The sequence below is a fragment of the Lamprobacter sp. genome (assembly GCF_034860625.1).
Taxonomy (GTDB): domain Bacteria; phylum Pseudomonadota; class Gammaproteobacteria; order Chromatiales; family Chromatiaceae; genus Lamprobacter.
This window is the reverse complement of record NZ_JAYESN010000098.1, coordinates 1-15,044: the sequence shown is the minus strand read 5'-3', so window position 1 is coordinate 15,044 and position 15,044 is coordinate 1. Positions and strand designations below refer to the sequence as shown.

General features: G+C 57.8%; 13 protein-coding genes. All 13 read left to right on the top strand.

From position 1 onward, the window contains the following. The coding region (locus VBE63_RS19305; RefSeq protein ID WP_323684649.1) for an RHS repeat-associated core domain-containing protein at positions 1-514 on the top strand (514 nt) is incomplete at its 5' end. Positions 515-1,619: 1,105 nt separating this feature from the next. Next, positions 1,620-2,129: a hypothetical protein gene (locus VBE63_RS19300; RefSeq protein WP_323684648.1), complete on the top strand. Its 510-nt coding sequence runs from the start codon at positions 1,620-1,622 to the stop codon at positions 2,127-2,129. A 45-nt stretch (positions 2,130-2,174) separates the two neighbouring features. Further along, positions 2,175-2,645, top strand: a complete 471-nt coding sequence (locus VBE63_RS19295; RefSeq protein ID WP_323684647.1) for a hypothetical protein — start codon at positions 2,175-2,177, stop codon at positions 2,643-2,645. 240 nt (positions 2,646-2,885) lie between these two features. Continuing rightward, a complete protein-coding gene (locus VBE63_RS19290; RefSeq protein ID WP_323684646.1) occupies positions 2,886-3,275 on the top strand; it encodes a hypothetical protein in 390 nt (129 codons plus the stop codon). A gap of 4 nt (positions 3,276-3,279) precedes the next feature. Next, positions 3,280-3,549: a type II toxin-antitoxin system RelE/ParE family toxin gene (locus VBE63_RS19285; RefSeq protein ID WP_323684645.1), complete on the top strand. Its 270-nt coding sequence runs from the start codon at positions 3,280-3,282 to the stop codon at positions 3,547-3,549. Positions 3,550-3,649: 100 nt separating this feature from the next. Further along, positions 3,650-4,138, top strand: a complete 489-nt coding sequence (locus tag VBE63_RS19280; protein ID WP_323684644.1) for a hypothetical protein — start codon at positions 3,650-3,652, stop codon at positions 4,136-4,138. Then, complete coding sequence (locus VBE63_RS31480; protein ID WP_416274588.1) at positions 4,119-4,349, top strand: ATP-binding protein; 231 nt, start codon at positions 4,119-4,121, stop codon at positions 4,347-4,349. The genes VBE63_RS19280 and VBE63_RS31480 overlap by 20 nt, the downstream gene beginning before the upstream one ends. Before the next feature lie 22 nt (positions 4,350-4,371). Next, positions 4,372-4,857 carry a response regulator gene (locus VBE63_RS19275; protein ID WP_323684643.1) on the top strand — a complete coding sequence of 162 codons (486 nt, stop codon included), beginning with the start codon at positions 4,372-4,374 and terminating at the stop codon, positions 4,855-4,857. A 304-nt stretch (positions 4,858-5,161) separates the two neighbouring features. After that, positions 5,162-7,177 carry a TolC family protein gene (locus VBE63_RS19270; RefSeq protein WP_323684642.1) on the top strand — a complete coding sequence of 672 codons (2,016 nt, stop codon included), beginning with the start codon at positions 5,162-5,164 and terminating at the stop codon, positions 7,175-7,177. Between the two features lie 46 nt (positions 7,178-7,223). Beyond that, positions 7,224-8,960, top strand: coding sequence for a LuxR C-terminal-related transcriptional regulator (locus VBE63_RS19265; protein ID WP_323684641.1), 1,737 nt, complete (start codon positions 7,224-7,226; stop codon positions 8,958-8,960). A gap of 27 nt (positions 8,961-8,987) precedes the next feature. Continuing rightward, positions 8,988-12,851: a peptidase domain-containing ABC transporter gene (locus tag VBE63_RS19260; RefSeq protein ID WP_323684640.1), complete on the top strand. Its 3,864-nt coding sequence runs from the start codon at positions 8,988-8,990 to the stop codon at positions 12,849-12,851. Continuing rightward, entirely contained in the window at positions 12,848-14,212 is a 1,365-nt protein-coding gene (locus VBE63_RS19255) for an HlyD family type I secretion periplasmic adaptor subunit (protein ID WP_323684639.1), read from the top strand. Before VBE63_RS19260 ends, VBE63_RS19255 begins: the two co-directional genes overlap by 4 nt. A 100-nt stretch (positions 14,213-14,312) precedes the next feature. Beyond that, on the top strand, positions 14,313-15,044 hold a 732-nt coding region (locus tag VBE63_RS19250), incomplete at its 3' end, for a hypothetical protein (protein ID WP_323684638.1).

Below are 15,044 nucleotides of genomic sequence, written 5' to 3'. Positions count from 1 at the left end.
GGATACCAATCCCGGATTTCAACCGTTTGGGTTTGCGGGTGGATTGTATGACCAAGATGTCGGGTTAGTGAAGTTCGGTGCGAGAGATTATGATTCCAACCTTGGGCGTTGGCTGACGAAAGACCCGATTCTTTTTAATGGAGGCGATGCGAATCTTTTTGCCTACGTCAGTAACTCTCCCGTGAATTGGATAGACCCGCTTGGTCTATTTAGAAAATGGTACAATCCTTGGGATTGGGATTCATCGACTGCCGTCGAAGCTTTGGATGGTTTGTCAACGGGCATGATAGCGTATGCGGATGGTTTTGCAAGCGAAATTGAGATTTATGGTTTTTCCCTTGGTGGTATAAAGCCATTCCAAAGTCTCTATTCACCCTGCGATTACGGTGGTGCAGCACAAGATGCGCAAAATTTGGGGAGGGATATAGCTTGGACCATTAACAGAATATTTGACGTAAAGAGTCGTTTAAAAAAAATTAAAAAAGTGCCCAGGGTTAATTTAAATAAAGGGTAACCGTTTACGGGGTCTCGAGCCAGCAGTCGCCGACCCTTTTGGTGCTGGGCTCAGAAGCCAGAACCGGTTGCTGTCAGCGGTTAAAGGTTCCAGGTTCGAATTCTTTTAGAGCCACTCAAACCGCGTAAGGCGGAACTCCGATAGGAGGTTCCGCCAATTGGGATCCACCGACGTTGGCGATCTCGTCCAACGTCGGCATGACATGAAGCTTTCGATGTGACGGCGGTCGCGGTCGACACAATCGCGGTGGGAACGGAACCGTGTAGCCAATCGGGATCCACCAACGTCGGCGGATTGGTCTGACGTTGGAATGGCGGATCGCCCTAGCCCATCTTTAACGTGCGCCGTGGAAAGGCGGTGCTTACCCAGTGGGTGAAAGTCCCACCCGGCAACGGTCGCTCCAGCCGGAAGCAATCGGAGCAGTCATGGAGGCAACGAAATGGCTGAAGCCTCTGGTGTAGAGGGTCACCTTGGGTGACTTGGCGAGTGTGCAGGCCGCAACGTGAGTGAACGCTGAGCAATCCTCGAAAAGGGTAATGCGAAGGCCGACCCGTCCGTTAATGCGGGGAAGGCTGGCACGGCTGGGGAAGAGAGCGATACAGGCACCCAGTCGCTTCGCCGGGGTATTGGCGGCAGCATGTACACAAGGGAAGCACAGGCAAGGGTTAAAGGTTCCAGGTTCGAATTCTTTTCGAGCCACTCAGGGCAAGTGATTCGGGGGGACGGTGCGGCCTGGCAAGGCCGCGTGTTCTAGCGGGTGAGAGACCCGCCTGGGTAATCGCTAGCCACGAGCCCAGTATCGAGCCTTGTTGTGTCAAGTTAAATCCAGATCCCTTGGAATCGGAAGGGAAACCGTGAAATTGGATATTGTTACCCAGTGGGTGAGGGCGACCCAATTCCCACGAGAGGCGGCTAACTATCGGGACGCGAGCGAGCAGCGAAGCAACCCGAGATGGAGAAACGGTAGTCTTAGCGGAGCATAACCAGCCTGATTCACCGCATGGACGAAGACTTTCTGCGCGAGGCCTTCTACGAATTGCGCCGGGATGGCGCACCAGGACCAGAAGGAAAATGTTCCAGGCTCTAATTTAGGAGATCTTTCACTATGTCTCGCCTTACAACATTTGCGCTGCTTATCCCTCTGGCGTTGATCGCCACATCGGCCATTGCCGCCAAGCTTCCCGCCCCAGTAACAAAACAGATTGAAGAACTCAGCTCGACCTGTCGTGGGGTCGGCGGCAAACTTGTCAATCCAAAGCAAGCCATTCTGAGCGCGGATCTTAATCAGGATAGTCAACCCGACTATGTGATCGATCAGTCGGCCATGATCTGTGATGGCGCCGCAACGGTCTTTTCTGGTTCGGGCGGTTCTCATGTTGATGTGTTCGCGTCGACGTCAAGCGGTTATATCAATGCTTGGTCCGGTGGCGCTTTCGGCGCGAAAATTGATCGGGGAGTCCTATGGCTCGCACTGGGAGGTGGTTACTGCGGCCAAAAACAAGCATCGAGTCGGGCCGCCATGCAGGGCTGCGAGCGCGCGTTATCCTGGAACCCCGCTGAGCGCAAGATGTTTTTGGACCCCAACATCAAGCCACGTCCGACTACGTTTCAATGACCACAAAAGCACCGCTTGAGCCTGTCAATTTGGATAGAAAAACACATGAAAAACATTGATCGGATAATTCAAATAAGCGTGCTCGCTATCGTGTCTCTGGCCGGCTGCGTTACTACCGATGCTGTACAGATGCCGGTCGGATCGAACGAGCATGCCCGATTGGACGATTATTGCAAAGGCATCAGTAACAGCTTTGAATGCGCTCAGGCCATTGAGCGGATTCAGTTACCCAAATATTCAGAGTTTGTCCAGCGCAAAGGAGATACACTGGCAATTCGGCTGAAAAACGGTCAAAAGCTGAACATCAAAAATCGTGGAAAATTCGGCGATCTTGATGATCGTGTACAGCTTTACAGCTTTCGCGATTATTTCCAAAAACAGGGGATTTTGGTTATTGAGATCCATTATTGGGAAGGCGGGGAATATCTGTTGGTCAACACCGCGACCGGCCAGCAAAGCAAGGTTATAGATATCGGCGATGTTTTTCCTGTGCCATCGAGATCCCTCGTGTATTAGCCAGGTTGTAAATTTGTTAATTTTTCGGGCTTAGTGATTGTTCCACCTTATCGCAGAAAAGTGGTGGGCGGTTAGCTCCGCCTACCACAGCATGTGGCGATCTTTGCTCGCCGGCAGCCAAACTCATAGCTTGTCTGGAGTCGTTTCAAATCAGGTGCTTGGGCTATTTGAGTGGGTTAATACCCCCATGCTAGAAATACAAGGTGTTGATCAAGGCGGAGCTAACCGTCTACCCCGTTTATGGAAATCTACGCAGGCATCTGGATGAGCGCCCATCTGATCGGTATCAGCAGGCGAACGCTGGAAAACTGGGAGCAGAATCGCCATCGCCCGATGGGACCAGATGGGACTGCTCGGGCGGTGAATGCGGCAGAGCGCGGGCGAGCGCAGCGTCAGTTTATCCAGGAGGCCATCATGTTTGAAGTTGAGTATCTGACTGATAGACAAGGGCAACCAAAAGCTGTGGTGATTCCCATAGAACTCTGGAAGCGATTGTTACCGGGCGAACCCCTGTCCGTCCAGACTCTATCGGAAGGCATAGAAGATTATTGTCTGAACAAAGCCATGGATGAAGCGCGAGATACCCCACTCCTAAGCCGGGAGGAGGCTCTAAAGTACTTGGAGGGATGACCGGATGGAAACCAGGTACCGAAAATCCTTCCTTCGCGATCTCAAAAAACTACAAAACCAACCGGTCTATCATCCCATATTCACTCTTGCCTTCGATCTTCTGCCAGCCGCAACTTCTTTGAGAGAAATCAACGACGTAAAACCGATGACTGGCTATCCGAATCGCTATTGGATTCGGACAGGTGCTTGCCGCATAGGGATCGAATTGCAAGGCGATACGATTGAAGTCATGCGCGTACTTCATCGCCGCGAGTTCTACCGCTACTTTCCATAGCGTATAGCGCGGGTGAGCGCAGCGTAACCCGTCGCTTCCGTGGGATACAATACACGCAAAGCCGCGACGAATGCGCGTAAACTCCGTGTTTGAGGCGACGATGAGCGACCAGAACGCGCGGCCTCTCTGGATATTGGCAATCGGACTCGCCCTCGCCGTGGTCGTCGTGGTGTTGATCAAAGCCTGGCCGCTCCTGCATCCGTCGCTCAGCGAGCGCGCGCCCTTGAATCCCGACTGCGATCTGTTGCGCGAGGCCTGCCAGGTGCGCTTTGCCGATGGCGGCGAGGTGCGTCTCGACATCGAACCGCGCGGGATTCCGGCGGTGCGGCCGCTCCAGATCGAGGTCGGGCTGAGCCAGCTGCCAACGCCTGAACGCGTTGAGGTCGATTTCCGTGGCGTCGACATGAACATGGGCTTCAATCGCGTCCGCTTGCGGCGTGCTGATGCGGGTGCTGATGTCGACACTGATCGTGCTGCTGGCACTGCTGCTGGTGGCCCTAGGAGCCTGTCGGGCTTAAGGCGCGATTATAAACAAGTTATATACCGCGGATGCGCAGACACCTGGTCGATTGCGCGTCCTGGTTGCTGATACCGGCATCGGGCTATCGCAAGCACAACAGCGCCGATTGTTTAGACCTTTCGAGCAAGCTGATTCGGCCATTACGCGTCGCTATGGGGGAACGGGACTTGGCCTGGCCATCAGTAAACGCTTGCTGGAGCTGATGCAAGGCAGCATTGAGGTCAGCAGTACGCTCGCTGAGCTGGTGTGCAAAGCCGGTGCGCCGCGCGAGGCTTTATAGCTTGCTCTGCCAGCTCTTGGGTTTGACCGAACAGACGGAGCAACGCCCGGCGCCCAGCCGCAGCCACAAGCGATTCTCGGGCAGGCGCGTGTTGATCGTCGACGACAACGATTTCAACCGGGCGTTGATGCGTGCGCAGTGCGAGATGCGTGGTATGACGGTCGTTGACAGCCAAAACGGCAGCGAGGCGCTGCGCTTGGCGAAGACGCTCACCCTGGACCTGGTGTTCATGGATATTCACATGCCGGCGATGGACGGTATCGAGGTTGCTTGGCGACTGTGCGCGCTGCTGCCGGTGGAGCAGCAACCGCGAATCATCGCGCTCAGTGCGGATGCCTTTGTTGGCGAGCGAAGCCTTGGCCTAGAGACCTTGTTCGATGCCTTTCTACTGAAACCCATCACGGATGCGGCCCTGGATAAGACGCTCGATCAGTGCCTGCATCTGCCCTCGCCGATGCAGGCAGCAGGCGCGCGCGAACAGGCGTTCAGCCGCGGAGGCGCCGCTTGAGCAACTGCGGCAGAGGAGCCAGGCGTTTCAGCGGTTGTTGAGGAGGTTGATGGATCAACGCAAATGACTTCAGGCATTGTTCCAAGCGTTTCTAAGGGTGATGATCCATGGTCATTTGCTGCGGAACGACATTTTTTGTGCTGCGTGATGAGGCTCCAGGCTCAGGCGAAAGAGGTTTATTCGTGCCAATGGGCTATGATGACCCTGAGTGTTGGTCGGTGCCCGCTGTTAGGCTTGAGGGAGGCTGAATGGCATCGCGGGGAGGTACGCACTCTCAACAAGGATTTGATTAGGTGGTTTTGCGATGCGCCGATGTCTGTCGATAGTCTCTAGCTGCCTGCCGCTGAACTTGGCTCGGCGATGCCCTCGCTGCAGGAGGGGCGCGACCCTGTTCTTACCGCTGTTCGTGCTCCTGTTGGTCCTCGCGCTGGCGGTGTTGTCCGGTTGCGTCATCAACAAAAGGCTCCGCTACGATACCCCCGAGATTCCGATGTCGGCTCAATTCTCGAATGCGCGCGGCAGCGACGGTGCCTCATGGAGCCCGAATCCCGAAGAGGCGGCGCTCGCCTTCTGGTGGCGGCTGTTCGACAATGAAGTGCTGAATCGGCTGGTTGATCGCGCCATCGCCAATGATCCTGACCTTCGCATTGCCTCGCAGCGCGTGTTGCAGGCGCTGGCGCGGGCGTCCCAGGCTGAGGGCGGTCGACTGCCTGAGGTGTCGGCGCCCCTGCGCTATGAATACGAAGCTCCCGATGGGGGCGTCGGCTCGCGCGACCGCGGCGAGGAGATGGACAGCAGCGAGACCTATCAGGTCGGCCTTCGCGGCGATTGGCGGGTTGATCTCTGGGGAGAGCTGAAGTCCCTGGCTGAGGCAGCCGATTATGATCTCTGGCGCGCGGTGTTCAATTACGACGAGCGCATGCGCCAGCTGACCAGTAATGTGGTCAGGACCTATATCGACTATTTGACCCTCAACGATCGCCTGCGCATCGCCACCGAGACCGAAAAGGTGCTCGACAATATGCTCGATGGCATGCTAGCGCGCCTGGAATCGGGCGATGCGACGCGGATTGATGTCGAACAGCAGCGCACGGCAGTGAAGGGTGTGCAGGCCGATATGCCCGCCATCGCCTTAGAGCGGGTCAGGGTCAAGAACCGGCTCGTCTCTCTGCTGGGGGGGTTGCCGGGCAGTGTCAGCTTGCCAGACTACGGCCTGAAGATGCTGGCAAGGCCAGGGGTCAAACCGGGGGTTCCCTCGGTGCTGTTGTTGCAGCGGCCTGACGTCAGGGCCATCGAAGCGGGATTGTTGGCGGCGGATGCTAACATCAATGTGGCGCGCGCGCGCGTGCTGCCACCGCTCGATCTGACAGGGGAGTTTGGTTTCGGCAGTCAGTTCATCGAAGAGGTGTTCATGCCGCATACGCTCTTTATGCGGTTTGTCGCCAATTTGTCGGCAACGGTGTTCGATGCGGGACGCCGCAAGCGCGACATCGACTACTCGCGTGCGGTTCATGAAGAACTGTTGGAAACCTACGTGAGAGTCATCTATGCCGCCAGTATCGAGGTCGAGGGCGCGCTCTCGTCGATTGAGCAGACGCAGCAGCGATTAAGCCTGCAGCAGGAAGCGACCGATGCGGCATACCGCGCTTGGTCAAACAGTCAGGATGCCTACCTTGGTGGGGTGATTGACTACCTGACCTGGCTGGATACGGCCCGAACCTATCATCGCTATCTGGACGATTTGTATCGATTCAGTGGCGATAACCTTCGGGGCTATGTCGATTTATTCTCTGCGCTCGGTGGTGGGGCGCCGCTGCGCGCGCCTTTGCCTGGCGATGGTGATCGTCCGCGCCTTGAGTTGGCCAGTATGCTGACAGGCGATCTGCCGTCGCTGACCATCGCAAAACGTTGGCCGCCGAGCGATGGCTGGTCCAGGCAGGAACCCGCAAAGAAACCCTCTGGCAAGGGATCAGAGCATGCGCGCGGGTGGCTAGTGAGTCTGACAGGCATCCATTCTCGGGAAGGGGCCGAGGCGACTTGGCGTGATCTGCAGACCCGCTTTCCCAGCCAGGTTAAGGGGCATGCATTGCTGGCGCTCAACCCGATACCAACGCTGCCCCCGGAGGCTGAGGCGGCAACCTGGTATCGGCTGGCGGTTGCGGGGTTTAGAGAAGAACAGCAAGCCGAGAATTGGTGTTTGACCCTGCGCCAGTCACAAACGCGCTGCACGGTCGACGCCTATGATGATGATGCCATGAGCGTCGGGCGTTTCCCCTGGCCTGATCCCAAGTATTCATCCGCGCATGCCGGAAATTCTTAGGGACTGGATTCGACGATGCAATGGGCGCTAAAGCGGTATCGAGCGGATGAATGAAGCGTCGGCCTCCTGGGGAGCGAGGGCCTGGGGAGCGAAGGCATCACCACGCCAGCTCAAGCTGACGCCGCGGCAGCGACAGATCCTGAGTCTGCTCTGTCAGGGCAAGGCCAATAAGGAGATCGCTCAGGACCTTGAGATCAGTCTCGGTACCGTAAAGCAGCATATTGCGGCGCTGTTCAAGCGCATGAATGTGCAAAACCGGAGTATGGCGGTTGCTCAGGGCAAGGATCTGTTCGCCCAGGAGTCTGTCTCCCCATCCGTTTCTCACGCCATCAGTGGTCTCAGTGCGGATATCGCCGAGGACCTGCTGCTGATCCGTCGGCCCTGCATTGTGCTCGCCCTGGCCATCCCGCCCTTGCTCGACCCAGTGTCAGGACAGGCATTCAGTGCCGCATTGAAGGAGCTGGCCACGGATGCCCGCGCCTTTCTGATGGCGCGCGGGGAGCAGGGCAGCATCCTGCTTTTTGGGATTCGTGCGCCCTCGCCTTGGGATGCCACCAGGGTCGTCTTGCTACTGCGTCGGTTGCGGCATCAGCTAGGGGAGCAGGGGTTGTTCGATCCCGCTGCCCTCACCGCTGCGCTCGATTGTGGCATGGCGGTCATCAGTATCGATGCCCGCGGCCGCTGGACGGGAGATACAGTCGCAACCCCGGTGATTTCAGTCACCCGTCGCCGGTTGAGTCAATGTCAGCCGGGCACCTTAGGGATTGGCAACAACTTTCTGCGTCTTCTCCAGGTCTTTCACGGTCTCGAATCCTCCTCCCTAGGGGACCGGATCTCCTTTGGCCGCATTGAACGGCTGTTGAGTCTGGATTTCACCCCAAGCGCCGAGTCGCTGCTGTACCCCTCTCAGTGGCAACGGCTGACCTCGCTGCCTGACTCGGAGGCGTCCTGTTTCCAGCTGTTGGGTCGTCAGGGCATCGGAAAATCGCATCTGTGCCGGTCGTTGGTTGCATGGGTGAGAGCGCAGGGTGGCGTGGCACGCTACCTGCGGGTGTTGCCAGAGGCGCGGGCCGCCGCCCTCTACGATGCCGATACGGGCGTACCGATGACGGTCGAGCAGGCGGGCGCCGCGTTGCGGACGGCTCCCGAGGTCGGGCAGGGGTTGTTGGTCATCGATGATGTTGATCTGCTGCCGCCGGCGAGCCGAGCGACTCTGCTCGCTGAGCTTGAGTGGCTGCTCGGGGCCGGTTGTCGAGTGGTGCTGACCGCGCGCGCGCCGGTATCCGGTGGACTTGACTCCGTTCGGCTTCCTGGGTTGGACGCCGCTGGTCTGGAGCAGCTGTTGGCCGGCGCAAACGCTCGGAACCCAGGCCAGCTGCCGCGGCGGCAGGACGCGCAAGCGCTGCTGGAATGCACCGAAGGTGTGCCCCTGTTTGCGTTGGAGTGGCCCGCGGATAGCCATCAGCATCTAAGCCTTCCTGTGCTGCTGACCCTGGCCACTGAGCTTGACCGATATCGGTTGGATTGGCGTTTGCTACAGGTGCTGAACGAGGCGCACGCCCCCTGCACGTTTGAGCGCATCCAAGCGCTCACCGCGATGCCGCGACAGGAGATCGAGGATCAGGTGCGCGAGGCCGTGCGCGCCGGGTTGTTGCAACTGTCCGGCAGCGCCGCGCAGCCTGACCTGAAAACAGCGCCTTTATCCTCGCAGTGCAGTGGCTTGCGGCGGGTTGGTTTCGCGAGCCCGCTGGTACAACGAGGGGTCGCAGGGATTCTGGTCTAAATCCTCTGGCAGGATTCAACAACGCTCATGACGACAGACAGGATGGATAAGACGGAGGAAAAAAAGCCGGTCGGCGCGATTGCTCAGTTATTCCGAAATCCTGAGCTCCGTCAGGTGCTCCCTGGGCTTGCAGTGAGTGCCTTTTTGTCGAATCTGCTGGCGCTTGCCCTGCCTTTGAGCATTCTGCAGATTCTCGATCGTGTCATCCTGAATCAGGCGTTATCGACACTGACCTTCCTCGCGCTCGGGCTGGTGATTGCGCTGCTTCTGGAGCAGGCGCTGCGACTCGCCAATAGCGTGATTACCAATTGGCTGACCGCTCGCCAGGAATATCAGTTGACGATGCAGGTCACTCAGCATCTGTTTCAGGTTCCACTCAGGGACTACGAGCGTGAAGAACCGAGCGCTTATGCGGAAAAGCTCCGCGATGCGAGCCGCGTTGCTCGGTTCCATTCTGGCGAGGCGATTCTGGCCTTGCTGGACTTGCCGTTTGTTCTGCTCTTTCTGATCTTGGTCGGGCTGATTGGTGGCACACTGGTGGCCTACCCGCTGTTGGTGATCCTGTTGTTCATGCTGGTTATGACTCGCTACGGGCGTGACGGTGGACAGTTGAGTGCCGGTCAGGTTGGGCAGGAAGACCGCCGATCTGGCTTTTTGGTCGAGGTCTTCTCCGGCATTCATTCCATTAAGGCCATGATGATGGAAAACCTGATGCTGCGTCGTTATGAGCGGTTGCAGCGCGCGACATCCGAGGTCAGCGAGCGCAGTCTGGATCTCGATAGTCGTATTGATCGCGTCGGCCATTATTTTTCCCAATTGATGGTCGTCGGTATCATTTTCTTTGGCTCATGGTTCGTGATGCGCGGTGAGATGACGCCTGGGGGTCTGGCGGCCTGCCTGATCCTATCCATGCGACTGATGCGGCCACTGCGTCGCACCCTGAGTGTGCGCAATCAGGTCAACGCCTTCGAACAAGCGAGCGCACGGCTGCAAACCTTGTTGGATTTGCCTGCTATGGATAACGCCAACAAGCCTCCATTGCCGCCCATCATGCAGGGTCTTGAGCTGCGTGATGTCAGGCTGCAGTATCGCGATAAGCCGCTGTTCGAGCATCTCGATCTGCGCTTACCCAAGGGCACCTGCATGGCCATTCAAAGCGACAGCGGCACCGGAAAAACGGCGTTGCTGAATCTGCTCTGTGGTGCCGAGCAGCCAGATGGTGGTGAGGTGCTTGTTGATGGCCAGCCGTTGTCGCAGTTTGACTCCAGTACATTGCATGCCCGCATTGGCTTGCTACCGCAATCCGCTCAGTTGATCAGCGGAACCATCCTCGAAAACCTGACCATGTTCGATGAGGCGCTCAACGACAAAGCACTCTCGATCGCGCGCGAGCTGGGGCTGGATCATTTCGTTGCTGGCATGAAATTCGGCTATGAGACCCGTTTGGGTGAGACGGCCAATGAAGCCGTCTCCGGTGGCGCCCGCCAGCTGATTGGCATTGTGCGGGCGCTGGTGCATGAACCTGACGTGATTCTGTTCGATGAGGCCAATGTCTTCCTCGACATGGACACGGACCAGACGGTGCGGCGCTATCTGGAGAATAATCGCCAGCAGCGCACCATTGTCATGGTGACTCACCGACCTTCTTATCTGATCTTGGCTGACCAAATTTATCACTTCGATAATGGTGCCCTGATCGAAGGTGCTCCGCCTGCTATCGAATGGCCACAGGAGAGCCTGGAGGTGGCGCCCAGGCCTGAGCCGGCCTCCGATCCTGCCCTGATCATGCAGCAGCGCTTTCATGAGCACACCGATCTATCGCACTGTTTACTGCCGTTGCTGAATGCGCTGGGTTGGCATGGACGCCTGCGCGAGTTGGCCGAATCGCTGCCGCACTTCGATGCGCGGATTGATCTCTCGAGTTTTTTCTCGGCGTTGGTGCAGTTAGGATATCGCCCTGCAGCAATCGGGCGTCTGCGCCAGGCGCCGGACGACCGGTTGCTGCCCTGCCTCTTGCTGCCCAACGATGCGCACGGGTGCGTGCTGCTCGGTCGAGACGCTGACGGCTTACTCAGAGTGCTGGATGGCGCAACCGGCGTCGAGACACAGGTGGAGTCCGTGGCGCAGCGCGGCGACTATTACACGTTTATGGCAGAGGCTGAGGCGACTCGTGGCGAGGTCGATGAGCGTCAGTGGATTAGCGCGATTGCCAATCGTTTCAAGCGCCACCGTTTCATCATTCTAGTCGCCACCCTGCTGACCACGGTGCTCAGCCTGGCGCCGCCGTTATTCGTGCGTGCCACCTGGGACGCTGTGATTCCGGTTGGTGATTTTTCGGTTGCCATCAGCATGGTCGTTGGCGTACTCATCGCCGTTTTGCTCGGCTGGGTGCTGAGTCGTGCGCGAGGGCGACTGCTCGCGTTCATCGGCGGTCGGGCGGATTATCTGCTTGGGGTCAATCTGACCCAGCAGCTGCTCGGGTTGCCTGCCGCCGCGCTCGATAAGGTGCCGGTCGCCAGACAGGTGCGACGGATTCGTGGGCTCGTCCGGCTGCGCGAGTATTTCATCGGTCCGCTTGCACTGCTCACCTTCGACCTGCCGGCAACATCCATTCTGGTATTGGTGCTGATTCTCATCAATCCATGGATGAGTGTCTTGTTGCTGGTGTCTGTCGTGGCGTTCGTGCTGGCGGCTATGGTGGCGATCAATAGAAGTCGCTCGCTCTTGGCCAAGACCTCGAAGCGGATGGCTTCGCGAACCGAGTTTCTGGATGAGATGCTGGCATCCATGCGCGTGATTCGCCAAACCGGATCACAGCGGACCTGGTTTGAACGATTGCGCGCCTTGAGCGCTGGAGCGGTCTTTGGCGGCAGTCAGGAAAGCCGCAGCAATCAGTATGTGCGTGTTATGGGTCAGGTCATCGCCAACCTGACTGGGGTTGGTGCTCTTGTGACATCGGCCTGGTTGGCGATTCGTGGCGACATCACCAATGGTACGCTGATTGCGACGCAGATTCTGACCTGGCGTATCACCGGGCCGATGCAGAATGTCTTTGTCGCCGCCACTGCGGCCACTCGCATCAAGGAGAATGTCAAGCAGCTCGAAGGCCTGATGCGGCTCCCCACCGAAGATGCCCGTGGTGTCCGGCAAACCTTGCGCCCGGAGAGCCCCGGTGCCTTTGATGTGTCACGAGTGTCTTTCCGTTATTCCAATGATGTCGATCCGTCCTTGCTAGGGGTTAATTTTCGCATCGAGCCTAAGCAGTTCGTCGCAATCACCGGATCAAGCGGCTCTGGCAAATCGACTTTGCTCAAGCTGTTCCTTGGCCTGTATGCACCCCAGGCCGGCAGTATTTTGTTGGATGGGGTGGACATCCGCCAGTTGACGGCCGCAGATCTGCGCAGCCGGATCAGCTATATGCCGCAGAATTGCGATATTTATTACGGCACCCTCGCGCAAAATCTCATGCTCGTGCATCCCGCGGCGACCAGGGAAGAGGTGGTGTGGGCTGCGGAGATGGCCGGGGTTCTCTCTGATGCCTTTGCAGATGGCCTCGAGACTCGGATCTCCGGCAGCCGGATGAATGAACTGCCCGGTGGTTTTCGCCAGCGCCTATCGCTGGCACGCGTCATGCTCAAACCGGCACCCATCGTGCTGATGGATGAGCCCGGTACAGGCATGGATAACAAGGGTGAAGCGGCGCTCCTGCGCTGTCTGCAATGGTTGCGTGGGCGCGCTACGCTGATTGTTGTGACCGTGCGCCCCGGTCATCTGAGGCTCGCCGACGTCGTCGTCTCGATGCGTCATGCACGCGTCGAGTCGATCGGGCCCTATCAAGCGCAACAAAGGCAAACGCAACAAAGGGGTCGCAAGTCAGGAAAGCGCTCATGAAGAAGAGGTCAGAACAACCGAAGCCTGATCAGTCTTCCATCAAGGCTCAGCTGTCAGGCCGGCAGCGGCGGCTGCTGTCGGAAACCGTTCGGATCGAGGAGGAGTTGGTCCCTGAGTTCTTCCGACCTGCGCTCTACTTGATTTCAGCCGTGGTGGTGCTGTTCTTGGTATGGGCTGGCACTACGCAATTGAGCGAGGTCGCTATCGCGCCCGGTCTGATCATACCGGCTGGAAACATCAAGACCGTGCAGCATCTCGATGGTGGTATCGTCGAATCGATCCAGATTGAAGAGCGGCAACTCATTCACGCGGGTGATCTGCTGCTGACGATTGATGGCTCGCAGGCCGAAGCCGATCAACTCCAGATGCGCGCGCGGCTTGTCGCCCTGCGTCTCAGGGCTGAGCGTCTGCAGGCGTTCATTGAGGGGCGGGAGCCGGATTTTTCGAATGAGGCTGACAGCTATCCGGGTCTGGTTGCGGATCAGCGCGCCATTTTTCTCAGCCAGACGGCGACCCGTGACTCGACACTGGAGATTCTCAAGCGGCAGATCGACCAACGCGGGCGGCGGATCAGGCAGCTTAGAGATGCGCTCTCCACCGCCAAAGAGCATCAAGTCTTGACCGCAGAACTCTCAGCGATGCGCGAAGAGCTCGGCCAGCGCAAGCTCGTCGATCGAACCACCGTGCTAGAGACCCGACGGGCTCAGGTCACCGCAATCGGAGAAGTCATGCGACTCACTGAGGAAATCGACCTGGTTACCGAGGAGCTTGCGGAAACGGAAATGCGGCTTCTGGATACCGGCAATCAGCTCAAACGCGATGCGGCGAACGAACTGGGTACCGTGCGCGCTGAGATTGCTGAGGTTCAAGAGACCCTGCTGCGTCTTACCGCGCGGGTGAACCGCCTTGAAGTCATAGCACCCATTACTGGATATGTGCTTGACCTTAGGGTCCGGACGATTGGCCAGGTCATACAGCCAGGTGAGATCCTCATGCAGATCGTGCCCGACAGCGCGCCGCTCGAAGCCGAAGTCCGCATCCAGCCACGTGACATTGGGTATGTTGAGCCGGGGCAACCGGTTAACCTTCGTGTGAGCGCCTACGACTATACCCGCTACGGCTTAGCCAAAGGAACGCTCGGACGGATCGCTGCCTCTAGCGTCGTCGCGGACGATGGTGGCGCCTACTTTCTGGGCTGGGTATCGCTCGACACGCCTTATGTTGGCGATGATTCTGGCGCTTACCGGTTACGTGTTGGCATGGCAGTCGATGCGGAAATTATCACTGGCGAGAAGACGTTACTTGGTTATCTTGCCAAGCCGGTTGTCGATGGCTTGTCTCGCGCCTTCAGAGAGCGTTAGCAAATCCATCTGGAGCTTATAACCTTTGGCCAGCTAGCCGACCTTGACCTAGAACCCTATCCTTAGGGAGTGAGGAAAACTACCCGGGTTGATGGAATCCATGGCCGAGCCGAACAATAGACAGCCTGATGAGGCGCCAGAAAGTACAACTGCAAACGACCAACAGGTTGCGTTTGATGAGTTGACTTCACTCCAGGATGTTAGGGTTTTCGATCTAGAAAACCCAGACGAGCTCACATCCCCGCCCGACTCAGCCATGGGTGAGGGCAACGAAAACGTTCTCGTTGGCACCCGCGAAGACGCCGTGGGCGCTGACGAAGAGCTTGGAACTCTAAGGCTTGATCCTCAGGGCGGCACCGAAGGGACAACACCCAGCGAGCCTTCAGAAGAGCAGCCTAACCTTTCCACGGGTGAGCAAGATCCTGTTCCCCCTGTTGACGCACCTCTTCCTGAGGGCGGCGTTGCTTTCCCGTCCACATTCCCTGATCTGGACCCTGAACCCGACCCGATAGAATTTCCAGTCGTCGAGCCATTCGGAGCCCTTGAAGATATTGATGGGCCCGATGATTTTGTAGATTCTGATACGGATACGGACACCGATACTGATACGGACACCGATACCGATACCGATACGGACACGGATACCGATACGGACTTGGATACCGATACCGACACGGATCTGGACACCGATACCGATACCGATACGGATACCGACACGGATACCGACACGGATACCGACACGGATACCGACACGGATACCGAAACGGATACCGACACCGATACCGAAACGGATACCGAAACGGATACCGAAACGGATACCGAAACGGATACC

Coding starts and splice junctions, on each gene's coding strand:
- VBE63_RS19300 (WP_323684648.1), top strand. CDS start 1,620: ATGTCTCGCCTTACAACATTTGCGCTGCTTATCCCTCTGGCGTTGATC.
- VBE63_RS19265 (WP_323684641.1), top strand. CDS start 7,224: ATGAATGAAGCGTCGGCCTCCTGGGGAGCGAGGGCCTGGGGAGCGAAG.
- VBE63_RS19285 (WP_323684645.1), top strand. CDS start 3,280: ATGGAAACCAGGTACCGAAAATCCTTCCTTCGCGATCTCAAAAAACTA.
- VBE63_RS19270 (WP_323684642.1), top strand. CDS start 5,162: ATGCGCCGATGTCTGTCGATAGTCTCTAGCTGCCTGCCGCTGAACTTG.
- VBE63_RS19290 (WP_323684646.1), top strand. CDS start 2,886: ATGGAAATCTACGCAGGCATCTGGATGAGCGCCCATCTGATCGGTATC.
- VBE63_RS19260 (WP_323684640.1), top strand. CDS start 8,988: ATGACGACAGACAGGATGGATAAGACGGAGGAAAAAAAGCCGGTCGGC.
- VBE63_RS19280 (WP_323684644.1), top strand. CDS start 3,650: ATGAGCGACCAGAACGCGCGGCCTCTCTGGATATTGGCAATCGGACTC.
- VBE63_RS19255 (WP_323684639.1), top strand. CDS start 12,848: ATGAAGAAGAGGTCAGAACAACCGAAGCCTGATCAGTCTTCCATCAAG.
- VBE63_RS19295 (WP_323684647.1), top strand. CDS start 2,175: ATGAAAAACATTGATCGGATAATTCAAATAAGCGTGCTCGCTATCGTG.